Below are 19,011 nucleotides of genomic sequence, written 5' to 3' on the forward strand. Positions count from 1 at the left end.
ACGCACATTGTTTTGTCTTTGTTAATAGTCACATATAGGCAGTAAAATAACCTTTAATGTCAAGTCAACGGCCCTTTGGTTATCGACCGACAGAGACTGCGAGTAACCTCTGGCGGTTATCGTCTATCAAGGAACTTCGTTGCTCTTCAGGTACGACTATTCGCGCATACCAGATGCCATGACGAGATTGGAACAAATAAGGGGATGAAACAGATTTACTTTTACTCATAGAGTGTACCACCAAGTGTATCACCTGAGGTTATTCTGAGCTAAGTTTTGATTTACAGGGATTAGTGTAATAAAAGAATGGTTTACTGGGAGATTGGAGGTTTCCCCAGAGCCACACCTCGGCACATGAGTCACTTGCTGCGGTTGCTCCCTTCCAGGTCTGGCCGAGTTCACAAGTTATCATTGCGAGGGGACCCTAGGGTCACCATTGATTTCGTTGAGAGCAGATACTCTCAAGAACGGCAGCATTATCTACTATGAATGCATTCCAATCAAGTCATTATCGCATTAGAAGCCTGAGTATTGGTTCAATTGCTGTTTCTATAAACAAAAGCCCTCATTTGAGGGCCTATTTGTGCTTTATCTACCAACATAAATTCAAAACACACTTGCTTACAGGCTAAGAACGGCTTTATTTTGTTCAATTAGCTTGTCACCAATGCCCTTTACATTCGACAATTGATTAATCGAATCAAATTTCCCATGTGTTTTCCGATAATCAACAATCGCTTTAGCTTTTGAATCGCCAATGCCCCGCAATAACGATAACTGCTCAACACTAGCTGAATTGATATTCACAACTTGAATATGATCTTGAGTACTCTGAGTAACACTCTCTGGCTCTACTTTTTCGATTGCCGCCTGAACAGCAGGTAAAAACATTAAGTTTGATAGCAATAAAACGGATAGTAGTTTTTTATACATGATTTATTTCCTTATGTGATCCTTTAGGTTGTAGCCTTCATCCCTTTCCTTAGCTACCTGCAAAATGTAGATCACAGCCACGATATTAGCCAATAGGAGACCAACATCTCACGCTAAAGTTCTACGGCGCGATCTTGATCACAGAATCTGCACGACACTAAACTTTCAATTTAGTCACCGAGCTATTTGATAAGGTTAACTTTGATAGATTATTTCGTAAGCAGCAGACGTTTATAGCCGTTCAACATCAAATATATAATCACTATCGCGAACTACATCACCTAAATAGCAGTACGATTCTGTCATGGAGTTACAGCCGGAGTTATTTTGAAGTTAATCGTTACTCATCTAGAGTGTTGTCATCGACCATAATAATGGACATTAAAATGTCAATAGACTCTACTGAAGTTCCCAACAAGATCAGCGGTAAAATAACCGGACAGCAAAAGAATCTGTTAATACTGGCCGCTGATATTATATTACTGCTGCTAATGTATAATTTTCTTCCATTTGAACAGGGAGTTAATACAGGTCTTGCACTATTGACCTTCGCGGCGATATTGTGGCTGACAGAAGCTATCCATATCAGTATTACAGCCATTATGATCCCGATCCTCGCGGTACTTTTTGGGGTATTTGAAACCAAAGCTGCGATGAGTCATTTTGCCAACCCCATTATTTACCTTTTCTTTGGTGGTTTTGTTTTAGCTGCCGCTTTGAATCATCAAGGAATTGATAAGTTAATAGCCCAGAAGGTATTAACGGCATCAAAAGGACGCTTATCTGTAGCCTGTGTCATGCTATTTGGGATCACTGCGGGGCTATCTATGTGGATTAGTAACACCGCAACCACTGCAATGATGTTACCGCTAGCACTGGGGATTTTGCATCAAATAGATATCAAAAAACACAGAAGTACTTACTTGTTCTTGCTTCTCGGTATTGCCTATTCAGCAAACATTGGTGGTATTGGTACGCTGGTAGGTAGCCCCCCAAACGCGATAGCGGCTGCGCAAGTTGGCTTATCATTTAGTGACTGGCTTGAGTTCGGGCTTATTACGGTGGCGATTATGTTACCGCTCATGTTAGTGGGTCTTTACTTATATTTAAAACCCGACCTATCTATGATTTGTGAGATAAAAACTGAAAAGCAATCACTCACCTTCCAAGGTAAATTGACTTTATTAATTTTCATCACCACAGTCTGCTGCTGGATTTTCAGTAAACCTATTTCACAAGCTCTTGGGGGCATTGGCCAGTTCGATACTGTCGTCGCACTCACTGCCGTTGTCACTCTTGCAGGTCTTGGCTTAGTGAAGTGGAAGAAGATAGAAACAACGACTGATTGGGGGGTATTGATATTGTTTGGCGGTGGTTTGACGCTAAGTGCAGTGCTTAAGGAAACGGGTACCAGTGTTTTCCTAGCCCATTGGGTAACCGATATATTCGGTAATACACACATGGCATTGTTTACCTTTGCCGTTATCGCCTTTGTTGTCATGCTAACCGAGTTTGCCAGTAATACTGCCAGCGCAGCGCTATTGGTGCCAGTGTTTGCTGCTATCGCTGAAGCACTTGGCCTATCACCGGTAATGCTGTCTGTACTGATTGGTATCGCTGCCTCTTGTGCATTTATGCTTCCTGTTGCGACCCCCCCCAATGCCATCGTGTATGGCTCTGGTTATATTAAACAGTCAGAGATGATGCGAGCAGGCGTTATCATAAACTTTATCAGTATGTTTGCGCTTTATATCATTGCGCACACTTTCTGGAATATCTAACACTACACATCGTCCCACTATAACGGTGATGTTCAATTGTAAATAAACAAAAAGCGCTGTAAGTGTTTGCTCACAGCGCTTTTATATTGTCCAAAAAATCTAAATTATAAAGCCGCTAAACCTTCGTCTAACGCCGTTATAATATCTTCTACCGCTTCTAAGCCTACTGAGATCCTCAGTAAATTGTCAGTGATGCCGGCTTTGGCTCTCTGCTCTTCGGTATAGGGGGAATGAGTCATTGAGGCTGGATGCTGGATAAGCGACTCTGCATCCCCCAAACTGACTGCAATCGAAAACAGTTCCAATTGATTAATAAAGCCGATGGATGTTTGTAAATCAGCGTCCAGCTCAAACGCTATCACCCCGCCAGCGCGCTTCATTTGACGGCCTATTAATGCATTACCGCGATGGCTCTTCAATCCTGGATAATACACTTTGGAGACTTTAGGATGGTCTTCCAAAAATTGAGCAACAACCTCTGCACTATCACAATGTCGGTTAATTCTAACATCCAGAGTTTTAAGCCCTCTTAAAATAAGCCAAGCATCATGAGGAGAGATCACGCCACCAATGTCTTTGAGTACTTCATACTTAATGACATCCATTTGCGCACTACTGGCACACACAATACCGGCGATAACGTCACCATGACCATTTAAGTATTTGGTGGCACTGTGGATCACAATATCAATACCGTGCTTAATAGGTTGCTGCAGTAACGGGGTCATAAAGGTGTTATCGACAACACTGACTAAATGGTACTGTTTGGCAATACGAGCTATAGCATCCAAATCGAACACCTCAAGATGAGGGTTAACTGGCGTCTCACAAAAAATAACTTTGGTATTCGGTTTAATTGCCGCTTCAATCTCCGCTAGGTTACAAAAATCGACCAGGGTCACTTCGATACCGAACTTTTTCAGCTGCGAATTCATCAGCGCAAACGTACAACCATAGACTGCATTTGAGGCAACAAGGTGATCGCCCATTTGAAGGTTGGCTAATAGTGCAGCGGAGACGGCAGCCATACCCGATGCTGTTGCAGCGGCGCAATCACTACCTTCAAGCACTGCAATTTTACGCTCTAACTCTGCGGTAGTAGGATTACCTAAGCGCGTATAAATATAACCCGCTTCTTCACCCGCAAACCTCGCACCACCCTGCTCTGCACTATCAAATACAAAAGTCGCACTTTGACACAAAGGTGATACCAGTGCGCCAGATTCATTTGGCTCTCGTCCAGCATGGATAACTTGTGTTGCCAATTGCCAACTATCTCGCATATCTCTTTCCCTATTTCATGCTTGTGACACAGACGCAATAAAATAATAGTTGTTGTTGTTTTCGTCTGTATAGGGCCAACCAATTCAGAAATTCAAATTTGAAACGACATAGTTGGCAACGATGTACTCGCCATGACCAGCCCATTTTATTGGGTCTCAAGATACAAGTCTTAGCGGGGATATGGTTAAGACAATTACCTTGAACTAGTCCAAGGTAATTACAAAATATTTAGAAAAGATTTATAAGATATTGCTTGTAAAATAAATGTTACGTGCTGAGTTTGTAAGGCAAATAGGCATCAACGAATAGATTGCACAAGGTCATTTATTTGCCGGATACGGTTTGCTTTTCCGCTTTACTCGTTTTAGTGAGCACCATTGAAGTGAGCTCTTTTAGATCTAATAACAGCTCTTTATGGATCCCTTTTAGCGTCGGTTTCGATTGTTGATTAAACTCAAGTGGTCGACACAACGCCATGGCTTGATAGCCTAATCGGGCGGTCAGTAACCCACCGCCAAGGCCTTGTCCTAGTCGAGCAGACACCTTACCGGACATCTCAACAGACAATAGCTGAGTCCCTAAATCTGTCACTATCTCACTGGTACCTGCGTAAATAATATTACTGATAATGCCACGGATCAGTTTAACCCGACTCCAATAGCCAAGCTCGATCCCGTAGCACTTAGCTAACTGATTAATCATACTTTGATTACGCCACAGAATAATCGCCATATCAAGCACCGCCAAAGGACTTGCTGCGAGCAGTAAAGCGGACTCCTGCGCAAAACGTCTAACGATTTTCTTTGCCACTATATCTCGCTCGGTTAATACGGTCGCTTCGAATAATGTCAGCTTTTCAGCATCATTATGCTCAACACTCACCTGTTGCAAGTAGCGTTCATTTTGTATATTTTTAGGCAACTGGCTTAGCAACTTGTCAATAAATGGATCAGCCTCCCCCATCTGCATACTGCTGAGCAGTCGCATGCCTATCGCCTGTGTGTCTTCGACATTTTTAAGCATTTTAAGCTTACGCCATTCCAGAAAACTTACTTTTACCGTCCAAGACACCACTAGCGTGACGACCAAAGCGTATAGCGAAAACAACCACGTACTTTGGATAAAAGCATCATATAGACCCAACACGGTTTCAACGACAGCAATCAGTAGCACACCCAATAAACACGCTTTGCCTAACCAAGCACGTTTACCCGATTTTTTCGACGACAAGTCGCTCTTAAGCGTCGCAACATGGTTAAATTTCTCATCCAATTTAGTCTCAAATTGCTGTTCAGAAAGCGCTTCAATTTCGACAAAGTCGTCATCAGCAGAGAATGTCGCAGAAGGCGCGATTATTGCTTCTCTATCGTCTTCAATATGGTCAAAACGTTGTTGTTTCTTTATTGAAATATTATCAGTAGCCATAAGAAATCACTTTAATTTGTCACCGACTAAGTACTGCAATACATGGTCGAGGCGAATATGGTCAAAATCGGCATTGTTGAGTTGTTTATCAACCGCGGCTCTGGGGGCAAAACTGACAAAATCAAACCCTTGATCCTGCCAGAAACCTGCAGAGGGTAACGCCTTAGGCACCTCTCCAGGGAATAAGGTGACCGGCTCATGACTTGCAAGGTCCAAGCCTTTTACCACCTCGATGTCACGGCCATTTTGTTTCACCATGCCATGAGTCGTCGACTTTATTGCACTGATTGCCATCGTCTCGACCTCACAGCCTTCGAACTTAGCCTGCTGCTGACTTTGATGTACCAGTTGGCTTAGCAAAGAGAGAACATGACCTTGTTGATCTCGTGTGACATGGTCAACTTTACTCGCAGCAAAAAGGAGCTTGTCTATTTTTGGCGAAAATAAACGTTTTAATAAACTAGATTGACCAAATTGAAAACTTTCCATCACAGCCTGAAGTGCGGTTTTCATATCTTCAAACTGCTCTTTTCCACGGTTTAATGGGGTAAAGCAGTCGACTAACACCAACTGACGATCGAATTTGGCAAAATAATCATGGTAAAAAGGCTTCACTACACGCGATATATACTCTGAGTATCGCTGCTTTAACGTATGGTAAAAGCTGTTTGAAGCACTTTTATCGAGTATCACGAACTGCTCTTCCGTCACATTGATTAAGGGGAAAAGTGCCAGCACAGGTGTTCCAGCAAGTTCGCCGGGTAACAATAACCGCCCTGGTTGGGCATAGTAAAATCCATGCTGTTCAACACAATCTTGCAGCAATAATTGATAGCAATCGGTAATTTGCTGCAACTTTGCTTCATCTGCCGTTGCCGCAAGGTCAATACTATTAATCGCTTGAGTAAACCCAGTGTAATAACTTGAATGCTTGAATACTGAAGTACGTGCTACCTGCGATACAGACCACTGCTGGAAGCTTTGCTTAAGCATTGGCAGGTCAAGTAGCCACTCGCCGGGGTAGTCAACAATGTCGAGATAAAGCGTGGCACTATCAGTAAATTTTGACAATAAGCCCTTCGCTGGACGATAGCGTATCGCAAGTCTTAATTCACTGATATTACGCGTTGATGTTGGCCATGATGACGGCTCTGTGAGAATGGCATTAACTGCCCCTTCATAATTAAAACTCGGAATAGTCAAATTAGGTTGCAGATCTCGCTTCACGCCGTAAAGGCGACTCTCTCTCGCCACTTGCCATAGCGGCAACAGTGTATTGCCCTCAATGACGCCAGAATGCAGCAGTTGATTAACCAGACCTGTGATAAAAGCCGTTTTACCTGCGCCAGCAAGGCCAGTAACAGCAAGACGTAGATGCTTGTCTGTAGTACGAAGCGCTACGGCTTGGGTCTTTTTACCGAACTGTTTAAGAGAACGTTTGATACTTGCCATAGGCAGAAATTGAACCTGTTGAAGGGAGTTCTAGGGCAGTATACGTGTATATGCTGCCCTGGTTCGAACTATAGGTTATTGATTTGATCTTTAAGATCGTAGTTGTCAGATGTTACGTGTCGCTCTAAATTCTGTAATCTAATCTCTAGCGTTCTAAACTGAGTATTTACATCACTTAATGCCATCTTAGCGGGCTCACCGGATTGCCAAACCTTCTTCTTAACTTCAATGTCTTTGTGGTTAAGCTTATTTTTGTCAGTGCCCGGTTTGATGTCTAATATCATCCAAAGTAATACATAGATAATAAATACAATCCCTGTGCCGCCAAGTAAAAATATTGAGGCGGCAACCACTCTGACTAGCCATACTTCAAAATTAAAGTAATCTGCAATCCCTGCACATACACCGGCAATTTTACCTGTTTGAGGAATTCGATATAAAGTTCTGCTTTTGCCTTCACTCATTTCTACTTCCCCCTTTACTTTATGATTAAATTGAAATTATTTGCCTCGCTGGAAAAGTCTGATGATTTATTCATCTCGCCCCCTCCATTGTGGTGCCTCGCTGTCCAAGATGGCCTCAAGCGTCTCAATTCGTTGTGACATCTTGTCAGCCTTGCTTATGAGCTCATTTAATTGACCGAACTCTTCTTCAGTCAATCCTTGGCCAACCTGACGCTTACTTCTGTAGTGCAGTATTAGCCATATTGGCGCAACAATAATTAAGAAAATAATAATTGGTGCGATTAAAATTTCCGGGTTCATAAAACACCTCCAATCCGTTGTTATTTAGCTTTTGCTTTAGTCTTGCTAGCTTTCATTTTAGCTTTAAGCGCTTCGAGCTCATCATTAACAGAGTCTTCTGCTTCAAGTGCTGCAAACTCATCACTCAAGGTATTCTTTTTACCCAAATCGTAAGCTTCAACTTGTGACTCTAACCCTTCAACTCGACGCTCATATTGCTCGAACTTACTCATCGCGTTATCAATTTTGCTTGAATCAAGCTGCTTTTTCACCTCAAGACGAGAAGAGGCAGTTTGCTTACGCATAATGATAGTTTTTTGACGTACTTTTGCATCAGCTAACTTTTCTTGTAGCTGACCAACTTCCTCTTTTAAACGAAGAATATGTTCCTCTACTACAACCAATTCTGCAGCCAAGCTTTCAGCAAGTTCATTCGCTTTTTGCTTTTCAATCAAAGCGGCTTTGGCAAGATCTTCACGATCTTTAGACAATGCCAGTTCAGCTTTACTTTCCCAGTCCTGTACTTGCTGCTGTACTTTAGCGACGCGGCGAATAATCTCTTTCTTTTCTGCAAGTACTTTTGCAGATGTAGAGCGAACCTCGACCAGCGTATCTTCCATCTCTTGGATGATCAGACGTACCATTTTTTCTGGATCTTCAGCCTTATCAAGTAATGCGCTGATGTTAGAATTTATGATGTCTGCAAAGCGTGAAAAAATTCCCATAATATTTACCTCTAATTAACGTTGGTTTCGATAAATACTATCCAGTATTCGTGCCAACTTTACATTTTAGCTATTATACAATGACTTAACCAAAAACTTAACTTTTACTTCCATTTATAAACAGGGCATCATATTATTATTTTCACCAATTATTAGCGTTAAAGACTAAAACTTACTGTGAGCAATCAATTTCAGCAAGACAATCTTATTGGACAATCTAATGCATTGTTAGAGGTCCTTGAACATATTTCGCAGGTAGCCCCTCTCTCTAAGCCTGTACTGATCATTGGTGAGCGTGGCACAGGCAAGGAGTTAATTGCCGAGCGTTTACATTACCTATCAAAGCGTTGGGATCAAAGCTTTGTTAAATTAAATTGCTCCTCATTAAGTGAGAACTTATTAGAGAGTGAACTATTTGGCCATGATGCAGGTGCATTTACCGGGGCTAATAAAAAACACGAAGGTCGATTTGAGCGTGCCAACGGCGGTACACTATTCCTAGATGAACTGGCCAATACCTCAGGCCTTATTCAGGAAAAGCTATTAAGAGTGATTGAATACGGCGAATTTGAACGTGTCGGTGGCAACAAAACCGTTCACACCGATGTTCGCTTAGTGTGTGCTGCCAATGAGGATTTACCCTCTTTAGCTGAAGCTGGGGAGTTTAGACCTGATTTACTAGACCGATTAGCATTTGATGTTATTACACTGCCGCCGTTACGTCATCGCCCAGACGATATCATGACGCTTGCAGAATATTTTGCCGTTGGCATGGCCAGACAACTCAAGTTAGAGCTATTTGAAGGCTTTAGCCCCAGCGCAGTAAAGCAGTTAATGGAGTATCGCTGGCCAGGTAATATTCGAGAACTCAAGAACGTTGTTGAACGCAGCGTTTATCGCAACGCTGAATCAGGGACTGCAATCACTCATATCACTATTGATCCGTTTGCATCACCTTATCGTCCAACAACCCGGGTTAAAACCAAAGAGAGACAACAAATACACGACACGCCAGTGGCGAGTGTTGTCGCTGAGCCAGTTAAAACTGACGCTATCAACTTCCCAATAGATTTTAAAATCCATTGCGAACAGAATGAAGTCAGTCTGCTAACACAAGCGTTAGAAGCTGGACAGTTTAACCAGAAAAAAACCGCTGAACTGCTTGGTTTAAGCTACCATCAACTTCGCGGGATCCTAAAGAAATACAACTTACTGGATAAATAATTGCTGTTAAGCTCTTGGCACTGTTAAAATGCCTCTTAACGTTCAGATCATAAAATGATTGCTTAATGAAACAGCAGCTAAAGCGAATAGGTCTTGTAACCTGTTTATCGGTGATAAACTTGTTACTTGTTGCCTGTGGACCTCAAAAGATCCCCACAGGCTTAGTCTATTGCTCAGAAGGCAATCCTGAAAGCTTTAATCCGCAAACAGTGACATCGGGGACCACCATTGATGCCACCTCACAACAATTGTACGACACGCTCGTTGATTACGACCCAGTAACAAGCTCTATTGTCCCCGCTTTAGCCATATCTTGGCAAGGCAGTGACGATGGCCTGACTTATCGATTTAAACTCCGCAGCGGCGTCCAGTTTCACCACACAGATTATTTCACTCCAACCAGAGACTTTAATGCCGATGATGTTTTATTCTCTTTTAACCGCATTATTGATACCGAAAACCCTTACCATAGTGTTTCAGCAAACGGTTATCCGTTCTTTCAAAGTATTGGGTTAAGTCAAACGATTAAGCAGATTGAAAAAGTCGCTGAAGACGAAATTGTGTTTCATTTAAACGTTAGCGATGCCTCCTTTCTATCCAATCTCGCGACCGGTTTCTCGGTTATTTTGTCCAAAGAGTATGCCGATACCCTGCTCGCGCAACATAATCCGGAGCAATTGGATAGCTCCCCCATTGGTACCGGACCTTTTAAACTGACAAAATATGTCAAGAATGAATATATTCGTTATCACCGAAATGAGCAGTTTTGGCGCAAACTTCCCGAATTTGAACATCTGGTTTTTGACATAACACCAAAAAGTACGGCCAGATTAACCAAGCTGATTACCGGCGACTGTAATGTGTCAGCGCTACCTAAAGCAGGTGAGCTTCCCGTTATCAAGCAGCATGATCACTTAGAGCTCGACACCCAGCTCGGTTTTAACGTCGCTTTTTGGGCATTTAATACCCAAAAAGTCCCCTTTAACGATGTTAGAGTGAGAAAAGCACTCGCTTATGCCGTTGATAAACAAAATATTTTGCGAGCTGTATACCAAGAAACAGCTATTGAAGCTACTGGCATGTTACCACCACAATCTTGGGCTTATCGATACAACCGCAGTCATTATGATTACAACCCACAAAAAGCTAAAGCGTTACTAAAAGAAGCTGGCATCGAAAAACTCAATATTGATGTATGGGCAATGCCCGTTGCACGTATTTATAATCCTAATACATTAAAAACGGCAGAATTGATCCAGGCCGATTTAGCCAATATTGGCGTCAGTGTCAATATCGTGACCTACGACTGGAGTGTATTTAATCAAAAGCTTAATCGCAGGGATTATGATTCTGTGCTAATAGGCTGGAATGCCGATAATAGTGACCCTGATAACTTTTTCTCTCCCATATTAAGCTGTGATGCACAAAGTTCTTCGAGTAATCGAGCTCAATGGTGCAATCCAGAAATGGACGCAATATTGGCCAAAGCAAAAGCGACTACAATTAAGTCAGACCGAAAAAAACTCTATCAGCAAGCAGAAAAACTCTTTAATGAGCAGCTACCGATGTTACCTTTTGCCCATGCAACTAAGCTCACCTTCAAGCAAAAAAACATCAAACAAACCCAGCTCACTCCTTTTGGTGGGATTTCATTCGAGAACACTATGAAAATAGCCCCTGAGGACATGCACTAATGGGTCGTTATTTATTAAGAAGGCTTAACTTATTCCTCGCCACATCACTGGTCCTTATCGGTGTTTTATTCATTGCTACCAGCCATTTCCCCGTTGAACAACAATATGCGTTGACAGGAATAGCGTCTCCAACAGCAGAGCAACTCGCGTTGAGCCGCAGTGAATATAAGCTCGACAGTAATCAATTTCGTCAGTTTTTGGCCTATACAGAGCAAAGAGTTAGCGGCAACCTTGGTGTTTCTATTACATCACAAAAGCCCGTTATCGATGAATTGATTCAAGTCCTTCCTGCATCGTTCGAGCTGGCTATCGTAGCGGGTATATTGGCGATGTGTCTTGGGGTGCCTTTGGGGATTTTAGCGTCTCTGAGCAAGAACAAAATTACGCAGCACACTATTATGGCGATAACGCTTACCGGCTACTCTATCCCGGTATTTTGGCTAGGATTAACGTTATCACTCTGGTTTGGGGTCGAGCTGGGTTGGTTGCCTATTTCAGGCCGGATCAATTTGCTCTATGAGATTGAGCCAGTGACAGGCTTTATGCTGATAGACACCCTTTTATCTCAATCAATATACCGTATATCTGCATTTCTAGATGCGATGCAGCATATTGTGTTACCCGCAATCACACTGGCAGTATTGCCGTTCACGGTCGTGGTTAGAATCACCCGCTCAGCAATGCTCCATATTATGAATGAGCCTTACATACGTGCAGCTGAAGCTCGTGGACTACACACAGGGACCATAGTGTTACGCCACGCCCTGCCGAATGCCTTTATCCCTGTGCTAAAAAATATGGGATTAATGCTGGGAACATTCGCAAGTTACGCCATGATAGTCGAAGTCATCTTCTCCTGGCCGGGTGTCGGGAGTTGGTTAGTCTCAGGCATATATCAGCGCGACTACACGGTGATTCAAGGGGGAGTATTAAGCGTGGCATTAATTATTATCTTCTTCAGTATTTTCATTGAAGTATTACATAACGCCTTCAATCCAATCAGCAGGAAAGAAATCTATGCCGCGAATTAGCATATATCAGGAAGATGATATCCCCTCGCCTATGCGTAAGCTATGGCAAGCTTTTGCTGATAACCCTTTTGCATTAATGGGTCTATGGGCAGTCATTTGCTTATTGGGCTTGGCTATTTTTGGCCCTTGGATTGCGCCGTTTTCACCAGAGCAACAAGACCCTTTAGCATTACTTTTACCGCCGTCTTGGGATGCTAGCGGTACCGTTGAACACTTTTTAGGAACCGATGATTTAGGCCGAGATATTTTTAGCCGGCTGCTTCATGGGGCACACCTAACATTTGGCATGGCATTGGCGATAGTGACCGCCTCCCTTAGCGTCGGTTTTGTCATCGGCTCGATATCAGGCATGATGAAAGGTCTTAAATCTTCAATTTTGAGCCACCTGCTTGATGCATTATTGTCTATCCCGTCACTACTGATGGCAATTTTAGTTGTCGCCGTCATGGGGCCAGGATTGGGAAATGTATTTTGGGCAGTAGGGATAGCGCTAACGCCTCAATTTGTGCGAGCTATCCATCAAGCGGTTCATGAAGAGTTGCAAAAAGATTATGTAACGGCAGCTAAGCTTGATGGCGCAAATTCGATACAAATATTTTGGTACGTTATTATGCCCAATGTCTGGGAAACCGTGATTATTCAAATAACACTGGCGATATCAGCAGCCATTTTAGATATCGCGGCGCTAGGGTTTCTTAATCTCGGTGCACAAGCCCCTAGTCCTGAATGGGGGGCTATGGTGTCCCAAGGGCTCGATAACATACTGACAGCACCCTGGACTGTCACCATTCCCGGTGTTGCTATTTTGTGCAGCGTACTTGCCATTAACCTTGTCGGTGATGGATTAAGGTCGGCGCTATCGCCGATAAGAAACTAACAATATGCCTCTTCTTGATATTAGAAATCTCACCATCGAACTTGACACTCCTCGCGGCCGTGTCAAGGCCCTTGAACGAGTATGCTTAACCATCAACCCTGGCGAACTGCATGGTTTAGTTGGCGAGTCAGGCTCTGGACGCAGTTTGTTGGCAAGAGCCATATTAGGTGTTCCAGGTCACAATTGGACTGTCACTGCCGATCGCATGATGTGGGATGGACAGAACTTGATGGAGATGTCCTCTAAGCAGCGACGAAACTTGATGGGGAGTGAGATAGCAATGATATTTCAAGACCCAACAAGTAGTCTAGATCCTGCGATATCTGTCGGTAGCCAAATTATTGAGGCCATGCCCACCAATAAAAGTTTACCTTTCTGGAAACGTGGCAGATTTAAGAAAAAAACCGCTGAGAAATGGCTACACAAAGTCGGCATTAAGAATACAGAAAAAGTCATGGAGAGTTATGCGTGGGAGCTGTCTGAAGGTGAATGTCAAAAAGTCATGATTGCCATGGCGGTTGCCAATCAACCTCGGTTGCTCATTGCTGACGAACCCACCGATTCGATGGAACTCAGCACTCAAGCACAGATCTTTAGATTACTGAGTAAGCTAAACCAATTGCAGAACGTCTCTATTTTGTTGATTAGTCATGAGCTCGATACTCTGGCAGGCTGGTGCGATCAATTGACCGTACTTTATTGCGGTCAAGTTATGGAGTCGGGCCCGACGGCGGAACTGCTCAAGCGCCCCTTTCATCCATACACTGAAGCCTTGATCGATAACGCACCAGACTACTCAGGTGAATTAGCGCATAAATCAATGATGCAAACCTTGCCTGGTTCAGCGCCCGCATTGCAACACTTACCCATTGGCTGTCGACTCGGCCCACGCTGTCCGCAAGCGCAAAAAAAGTGCGTCAGTCAACCGAGTTTATGCCATAAGAAAGATCGCTATTTTGCGTGTCACTTCCCATACCACAATGAGTCTTGTAATGACGACACCTCTACTTAAAGTTACTAACCTAAGCAAAAGCTACTATGCTGGTTATAAGCGTTTCAAACGTCAATACAATCAAGCGTTATCACCTGTTTCATTTGAATTAAACACTGGTGAAACGCTCGCGATCGTCGGCGAAACAGGATCAGGCAAAAGCACGATAGCTCGCATTCTTGTGGGTGCGGAGATTAGAAGTGGCGGTGAGATTTTTTTTGAAGGTGAGTCACTAGAGAAACATGATTTAAAACAGCGCTGCCGTATGATCCGCATGATATTTCAAGATCCGAATACATCGTTAAATCCAAGATTAACAATTGGCGATCTACTCGATGAACCGCTTAAATTCAACACCGACCTAACAGAAAAAGAAAGGCGAGCCTTAGTTGTTGATAAGCTAAGAAAGGTCGGTTTATTGTCAGAGCATGTAGACTTCTATCCACACATGATATCTGAAGGGCAAAAACAGCGAGTTGCCGTTGCACGCGCGCTGATGCTTGACCCCAAAATTATCATTGCTGATGAAGCGCTCACCGCGCTCGATCTATCGGTACGAGCACAAATTCTAAATTTGTTACTTGAATTGCAGCAAGAGATGGGGCTTTCTTACATCTTCGTGTCCCATAATATGAATATTATTCGTCACGTTAGTGACAAAATAATGGTGTTAAAAAAAGGCCAACTCATTGAGAAAGCAACCACTGAGCAACTGTTTAATTCACCTCAACACGAATACACTCAGCGACTAATACAGGAGCAAAGTTTGTTTACTCGTAAAAAGTAAACTGCTCCAACCACTGACAAAAATGCTCAAATTAGCGAAAATTGAGTGTCATTTGATGTGAGTTTATTTATCCTAGATACAATTTTTTCAGAGAAATAGAAAATATGATTATCAAACCTAGAACGCGTGGCTTTATTTGTACAACGACTCACCCTGTTGGTTGTGAAGCCAATGTACTTGAACAGATCAACATTACTAAAGCTAAAAGCAAAATTGCTAATGGTCCTAAAAAGGTATTGGTTGTAGGTTCTTCAAGTGGTTATGGTCTTTCTTCTCGTATCACAGCAGCATTTGGCAGTGATGCAGCCACCTTAGGTGTATTTTTTGAAAAGCCAAGTTCAGAAACAAAACCAGGTACTGCTGGTTGGTATAACTCAGCCGCATTCGACAAATTTGCTAAAGCTGAAGGCTTATATTCTAAAAGCATAAACTGTGATGCCTTTAGCCACGCAGCGAAGCAAAAAGCGATTGAGCTGATTAAACAAGATCTCGGTGAAATCGATATGGTGGTCTACTCACTAGCATCGCCAGTGCGTAAGCTACCTGATAGTGGTGAGCTTATCCGTTCATCATTAAAGCCTATCGGTGCACCTTATAAAGCAACAGCCGTAGACACTAATAAAGATATCATCATTGAGGCCAATGTTGAGCCTGCAACAGAGCAAGAAATTGCCGATACCGTCACCGTTATGGGCGGCGAAGATTGGGAATTATGGATGGATGCACTTTCTGAAGCGGGTGTATTAGCCGATGGTTGTAAAACCGTCGCTTATAGCTATATTGGTACCGAGCTGACTTGGCCTATCTATTGGCACGGCGCTTTAGGTAAAGCAAAAATGGACCTAGACAGAGCCGCTCATGCACTTGATGCTAAGCTTTCAGCAACTGGTGGTAGTGCTAACGTTGCTGTACTTAAGAGTGTTGTGACTCAAGCTAGCTCCGCAATACCTGTAATGCCACTTTATATTGCGATGGTATTTAAGAAGATGCGTGCTGAAGACCTTCATGAGGGTTGTATTGAACAAATCTCTCGCATGTTCAATGAACGCCTTTACAAAGCCGACGGCAGTACTGCTGACGTTGACGATTGCAATCGTTTACGTTTAGATGATTGGGAATTAAGAGAAGAAATTCAACAACATTGCCGTGATCTTTGGCCACTAGTGACATCAGAAAATCTTTCTGAGCTCACTGATTACCGTGAATATAAAGAAGAGTTTTTAAAGCTCTTTGGTTTCGGTGTTGAAGGCATAGATTATGAGCAAGACGTCAATCCTAATGTCGAATTTGACGTTGTATCTATCTAAATAGAGATAACGTTAGGGAAACGCCGCTTTATGCGGCGTTTTTTTATGTCTTCAATTTATGCTTTAACGACATATAACGCCTATCCCTCTCCAAGCTCCCCCTATGAAGCACAAAAATAGAAATAGTTGTCTACAGAGCGATTGAATAGCTTTAAACCACTTTATTCACCAATATTAATCATCAGCATCGACAGATATCTAGTAACACTAACAATAAAATCGAATCCACTCTTTACTAACTAGCAGACACAAAAAAGCCGGCTCATGCCGGCTTCTTATTAAGCGTGTACTGCCAGTAACTTACTCAACGACAGGGTAAAGCACTTCACCCTTAGCTTTTAGGCTAGCAATCACTGCGCGATAATCATTCTCACTATATTGTGAGCTTAAACGCTGCTTCAATGCATCGATAAGATTACTATCAACGTCTTCTGCTGTATTAACTTTATCAAGTACAACAACTGCATAACCGTTAGCAAGTGCAACTGTATCAACAGTTGGACCTTCTGTTGGCTGCGCCATAGCAAAGGCTTTATTGACGACTGCACCATCAATATCTTGCTCGAAACGTGCAAGTTTTTCTTTCGCTAGGTAATCAGCTGTAACACCGTCAGTTTTGAAAGCTGTCATAGCATCTTGCGCTTGTTGACGCGCAGACTCATTAGCTTGTTCTTGCTTCAAACGTGCGGCAATTCCATTTCTAACGTCTTCAAGCGCCATAGTACCAGCAGCTTTATGAGAGTTAGCTCGGATTACAACAACGTGGTTTGACTCAACTTCAAGCACTTCACTGTTCATACCATCAAGCAACACACTCGAAGAAAATGCTTCTTTCAAGATAGCTGGCTTGGTGAACAAAGCGGGAGCATTATTGCGCGTAAACTCAGGAGTCGTCTTAACTTCAACACCGAGCTCGGTTGCCGCTTCAGATAAAGTGTCAGGGACTTCATAACTTGTATCGGCAAGGATCTGCTGTAGTTCGTAGAACTTATCAACCGATTGTTGCCCTTGCAACTGTGCAATGATTTTATCTTTTACGTCAGCAAAAGGAGCTTCAGCACCCGCTTGGATGTCTAGTGCTTTAATAATGTGATAACCAAAGTTAGTCTTAACCACATTTGAATAACTGCCTTTATCCAATGCGAATAATGCAGTATCAAACTCAGGTTCCATTACACCGGCTTCAAACCAATCAAGTTGACCACCTTGCTCACCACTGAATGTATCTTGAGATTCAGCTTTAGCAACCGCGGCGAAATCTTCACCATTTTGTAGCTTCTGATAAATCGCTGCAGCCTTTGCTGCGGCATCATCGTCATCAAGTCCAATAAGAATATGAGCTGCTAAGCGCTTCTCTGGCTGCAGATACTGCACCTTATTCTCATCGTAATAAGCTTTAGCATCGGCTTCAGTAACAACAACACCATCCGCTAACTGCTTTGCGTCAAGTTCGATGTAGCTGAGGCTTACCAGTTCAGGTCTTACAAACTGAGCAAGATTTGAGTTGTAGTAAGTTTGGATCTGTTCATCTGTAACACTTGCTGCGGCAATGAAAGGCGCTGAGTCGATGACCAAATAATTAATATCACGCGTTTGTCCCTGGATATTAGCCAAGTATTCAGCTTCACCTGCTAATACAAACTCAGAACCGACTAAAGTGGCCACCAATTGACGACGTGTCATATCGGTGCGCATCATGTCTCTGAAAGAGTTAGCTTGGTAGCCGAGTTGACGCAAAATAGCTTGATAACGATCGTTATCAAATATGCCATCAGTCTGAAATGCAGGTTCGACCATAATCGCTGCGCGGATCTGCTCGTCAGAGACTCGTAGTCCTAATTCAACAGCATTTTGATCTAATAGCTTTTCAGCTACTAAGCGCTCTAATACGCTCTGCTTAACGCTTTGCATATAATTTTCATCTGCTGATAGCGTCGAGAACATATCACCTAATTGTTGCTCAAGACGACCACGCTCATTGTCATAGGCTTGCTCTAAAGCTGAATTGCTGATCTCTTCACCATTGACGGTAGCCGCTGCAACCTCAGTTGATGAACCTAAATAACTACTCACACCCGTAAATGCAAATGAAAGAATCACTAGGACTAAAATGCTTTTTGCAATTGGGCCTTGTGATCCTTCACGAATCTTTTCTAACATCAGACTTCTCGCTGGTTGCGATTAATAAAATAAAAAGGCGCATCACTCGTTGGATGCGCCTTTTTGTAATTTAATAGTAAAGAGAAATTAACCTCTTTACTTTTGTCGACTGCGACTAAGTAAAAACCTAATAACAATCTTTTTCTCGTAAAAAGCACTGTCTAAACAGTGCTTGCTACAATAACCTTACAAAGGCTGCAGATAACGAGTATCTTAGTTAACAGCGTCTTTAAGCGCTTTACCAGCTTTGAATGCTGGAATATTTGCTGCAGCGATTTTGATTTCTTTACCCGTCTGTGGGTTACGACCAATGCGCTCTGCACGCTGACGCACTTCGAAAGTACCAAAACCAACAAGAGCAATCTTATCGCCTTCTTTTAGGCTGTCTGTAACAGCGCCAATGAAAGAATCTAATGCACGGCCAGCAGCGGCTTTAGAAATGTCAGCGCCAGAAGCGATTTTCTCGATTAGTTCAGATTTGTTCATGTCATCCCCTTGAATGTAATTTTTGTACCGCAACCAAATCCATGTCTAGAGCGGTCTGCGGAGGCTTTTTATAACAAGCTTAGAACTAAAGTTCAAGCCTTATAGGAAAAC

General features: G+C 42.8%; 18 protein-coding genes and 1 other RNA gene. 8 read left to right on the forward strand and 11 right to left on the reverse strand.

What is annotated here, in order from left to right; all coding sequences use genetic code 11:
* Positions 1 to 79: 79 nt before the first annotated feature.
* From CXF83_RS22560 to CXF83_RS15950, 3 genes are all read right to left on the reverse strand, one after another.
* Positions 80 to 229: a hypothetical protein gene (locus CXF83_RS22560; RefSeq protein WP_157822949.1), complete on the reverse strand. Its 150-nt coding sequence runs from the start codon at positions 227 to 229 to the stop codon at positions 80 to 82.
* A 102-nt stretch (positions 230 to 331) separates the two neighbouring features.
* Positions 332 to 428: signal recognition particle sRNA small type (ffs, locus tag CXF83_RS15945), an RNA gene on the reverse strand.
* A gap of 193 nt (positions 429 to 621) precedes the next feature.
* Complete coding sequence (locus CXF83_RS15950; protein WP_101093577.1) at positions 622 to 933, reverse strand: ComEA family DNA-binding protein; 312 nt, start codon at positions 931 to 933, stop codon at positions 622 to 624.
* Between the two features lie 386 nt (positions 934 to 1,319).
* Here CXF83_RS15950 and CXF83_RS15955 point away from each other — a divergent pair, with 386 nt between their 5' ends.
* Positions 1,320 to 2,714: an SLC13 family permease gene (locus CXF83_RS15955; protein ID WP_101093578.1), complete on the forward strand. Its 1,395-nt coding sequence runs from the start codon at positions 1,320 to 1,322 to the stop codon at positions 2,712 to 2,714.
* A gap of 104 nt (positions 2,715 to 2,818) precedes the next feature.
* Here CXF83_RS15955 and CXF83_RS15960 read toward each other — a convergent pair whose 3' ends face one another.
* From CXF83_RS15960 to pspA, 6 genes are all read right to left on the reverse strand, one after another.
* The gene (locus CXF83_RS15960; RefSeq protein WP_101093579.1) at positions 2,819 to 3,997 is read right to left on the reverse strand and encodes a trans-sulfuration enzyme family protein; all 1,179 of its coding nucleotides are present in this window, start codon (positions 3,995 to 3,997) and stop codon (positions 2,819 to 2,821) included.
* A gap of 325 nt (positions 3,998 to 4,322) precedes the next feature.
* A complete protein-coding gene (locus CXF83_RS15965; RefSeq protein ID WP_101093580.1) occupies positions 4,323 to 5,423 on the reverse strand; it encodes a TIGR01620 family protein in 1,101 nt (366 codons plus the stop codon).
* A gap of 6 nt (positions 5,424 to 5,429) precedes the next feature.
* Positions 5,430 to 6,875 carry a YcjX family protein gene (locus CXF83_RS15970; RefSeq protein WP_101093581.1) on the reverse strand — a complete coding sequence of 482 codons (1,446 nt, stop codon included), beginning with the start codon at positions 6,873 to 6,875 and terminating at the stop codon, positions 5,430 to 5,432.
* 68 nt (positions 6,876 to 6,943) lie between these two features.
* Positions 6,944 to 7,339, reverse strand: coding sequence for an envelope stress response membrane protein PspC (pspC, locus tag CXF83_RS15975; RefSeq protein WP_101093582.1), 396 nt, complete (start codon positions 7,337 to 7,339; stop codon positions 6,944 to 6,946).
* Between the two features lie 66 nt (positions 7,340 to 7,405).
* Positions 7,406 to 7,639, reverse strand: a complete 234-nt coding sequence (gene pspB, locus CXF83_RS15980; protein WP_101093583.1) for an envelope stress response membrane protein PspB — start codon at positions 7,637 to 7,639, stop codon at positions 7,406 to 7,408.
* Between the two features lie 20 nt (positions 7,640 to 7,659).
* A complete protein-coding gene (gene pspA / locus CXF83_RS15985) occupies positions 7,660 to 8,343 on the reverse strand; it encodes a phage shock protein PspA (protein WP_101093584.1) in 684 nt (227 codons plus the stop codon).
* Positions 8,344 to 8,520: 177 nt separating this feature from the next.
* Between pspA and pspF the strand changes: the two genes are divergently transcribed.
* The 7 genes from pspF (at position 8,521) to fabV (ending at position 16,254) form a co-directional block, all read left to right on the forward strand.
* Positions 8,521 to 9,567, forward strand: coding sequence for a phage shock protein operon transcriptional activator (pspF, locus tag CXF83_RS15990; RefSeq protein WP_101093585.1), 1,047 nt, complete (start codon positions 8,521 to 8,523; stop codon positions 9,565 to 9,567).
* Between the two features lie 65 nt (positions 9,568 to 9,632).
* The gene (locus CXF83_RS15995) at positions 9,633 to 11,261 is read left to right on the forward strand and encodes an ABC transporter substrate-binding protein (protein WP_101093586.1); all 1,629 of its coding nucleotides are present in this window, start codon (positions 9,633 to 9,635) and stop codon (positions 11,259 to 11,261) included.
* Positions 11,261 to 12,292, forward strand: a complete 1,032-nt coding sequence (locus CXF83_RS16000) for an ABC transporter permease (RefSeq protein ID WP_101093587.1) — start codon at positions 11,261 to 11,263, stop codon at positions 12,290 to 12,292. Before CXF83_RS15995 ends, CXF83_RS16000 begins: the two co-directional genes overlap by 1 nt.
* Positions 12,279 to 13,169 (forward strand): ABC transporter permease subunit, encoded by an 891-nt coding sequence (locus CXF83_RS16005; protein ID WP_101093588.1) that lies wholly within the window; start codon positions 12,279 to 12,281, stop codon positions 13,167 to 13,169. Before CXF83_RS16000 ends, CXF83_RS16005 begins: the two co-directional genes overlap by 14 nt.
* 4 nt (positions 13,170 to 13,173) lie before the next feature.
* On the forward strand, positions 13,174 to 14,181 hold the full coding sequence (locus CXF83_RS16010) for a peptide ABC transporter ATP-binding protein (RefSeq protein WP_101093589.1): 1,008 nt from the start codon (positions 13,174 to 13,176) through the stop codon (positions 14,179 to 14,181).
* Positions 14,162 to 14,947: an ATP-binding cassette domain-containing protein gene (locus tag CXF83_RS16015; RefSeq protein ID WP_101093590.1), complete on the forward strand. Its 786-nt coding sequence runs from the start codon at positions 14,162 to 14,164 to the stop codon at positions 14,945 to 14,947. Before CXF83_RS16010 ends, CXF83_RS16015 begins: the two co-directional genes overlap by 20 nt.
* A gap of 104 nt (positions 14,948 to 15,051) precedes the next feature.
* Positions 15,052 to 16,254 (forward strand): enoyl-ACP reductase FabV, encoded by a 1,203-nt coding sequence (gene fabV, locus CXF83_RS16020; RefSeq protein ID WP_101093591.1) that lies wholly within the window; start codon positions 15,052 to 15,054, stop codon positions 16,252 to 16,254.
* 300 nt (positions 16,255 to 16,554) lie between these two features.
* Here fabV and CXF83_RS16025 read toward each other — a convergent pair whose 3' ends face one another.
* Entirely contained in the window at positions 16,555 to 18,414 is a 1,860-nt protein-coding gene (locus CXF83_RS16025; protein ID WP_101093592.1) for a SurA N-terminal domain-containing protein, read from the reverse strand.
* 213 nt (positions 18,415 to 18,627) lie between these two features.
* A complete protein-coding gene (gene hupB / locus CXF83_RS16030; RefSeq protein WP_198553577.1) occupies positions 18,628 to 18,915 on the reverse strand; it encodes a nucleoid-associated protein HU-beta in 288 nt (95 codons plus the stop codon).
* Positions 18,916 to 19,011: the final 96 nt, after the last annotated feature.

It is taken from the genome of Shewanella sp. Choline-02u-19 (genome assembly GCF_002836205.1).
GTDB lineage: Bacteria > Pseudomonadota > Gammaproteobacteria > Enterobacterales > Shewanellaceae > Shewanella.

What these genes read in the sequence shown, in the direction of transcription:
- CXF83_RS22560 (WP_157822949.1), bottom strand. Translation starts at nt 229, where the DNA reads ATGAGTAAAAGTAAATCTGTTTCATCCCCTTATTTGTTCCAATCTCGT.
- CXF83_RS15950 (WP_101093577.1), bottom strand. Translation starts at nt 933, where the DNA reads ATGTATAAAAAACTACTATCCGTTTTATTGCTATCAAACTTAATGTTT.
- CXF83_RS15955 (WP_101093578.1), top strand. Translation starts at nt 1,320, where the DNA reads ATGTCAATAGACTCTACTGAAGTTCCCAACAAGATCAGCGGTAAAATA.
- CXF83_RS15960 (WP_101093579.1), bottom strand. Translation starts at nt 3,997, where the DNA reads ATGCGAGATAGTTGGCAATTGGCAACACAAGTTATCCATGCTGGACGA.
- CXF83_RS15965 (WP_101093580.1), bottom strand. Translation starts at nt 5,423, where the DNA reads ATGGCTACTGATAATATTTCAATAAAGAAACAACAACGTTTTGACCAT.
- CXF83_RS15970 (WP_101093581.1), bottom strand. Translation starts at nt 6,875, where the DNA reads ATGGCAAGTATCAAACGTTCTCTTAAACAGTTCGGTAAAAAGACCCAA.
- pspC (WP_101093582.1), bottom strand. Translation starts at nt 7,339, where the DNA reads ATGAGTGAAGGCAAAAGCAGAACTTTATATCGAATTCCTCAAACAGGT.
- pspB (WP_101093583.1), bottom strand. Translation starts at nt 7,639, where the DNA reads ATGAACCCGGAAATTTTAATCGCACCAATTATTATTTTCTTAATTATT.
- pspA (WP_101093584.1), bottom strand. Translation starts at nt 8,343, where the DNA reads ATGGGAATTTTTTCACGCTTTGCAGACATCATAAATTCTAACATCAGC.
- CXF83_RS15995 (WP_101093586.1), top strand. Translation starts at nt 9,633, where the DNA reads ATGAAACAGCAGCTAAAGCGAATAGGTCTTGTAACCTGTTTATCGGTG.
- CXF83_RS16000 (WP_101093587.1), top strand. Translation starts at nt 11,261, where the DNA reads ATGGGTCGTTATTTATTAAGAAGGCTTAACTTATTCCTCGCCACATCA.
- CXF83_RS16005 (WP_101093588.1), top strand. Translation starts at nt 12,279, where the DNA reads ATGCCGCGAATTAGCATATATCAGGAAGATGATATCCCCTCGCCTATG.
- CXF83_RS16010 (WP_101093589.1), top strand. Translation starts at nt 13,174, where the DNA reads ATGCCTCTTCTTGATATTAGAAATCTCACCATCGAACTTGACACTCCT.
- CXF83_RS16015 (WP_101093590.1), top strand. Translation starts at nt 14,162, where the DNA reads ATGACGACACCTCTACTTAAAGTTACTAACCTAAGCAAAAGCTACTAT.
- fabV (WP_101093591.1), top strand. Translation starts at nt 15,052, where the DNA reads ATGATTATCAAACCTAGAACGCGTGGCTTTATTTGTACAACGACTCAC.
- CXF83_RS16025 (WP_101093592.1), bottom strand. Translation starts at nt 18,414, where the DNA reads ATGTTAGAAAAGATTCGTGAAGGATCACAAGGCCCAATTGCAAAAAGC.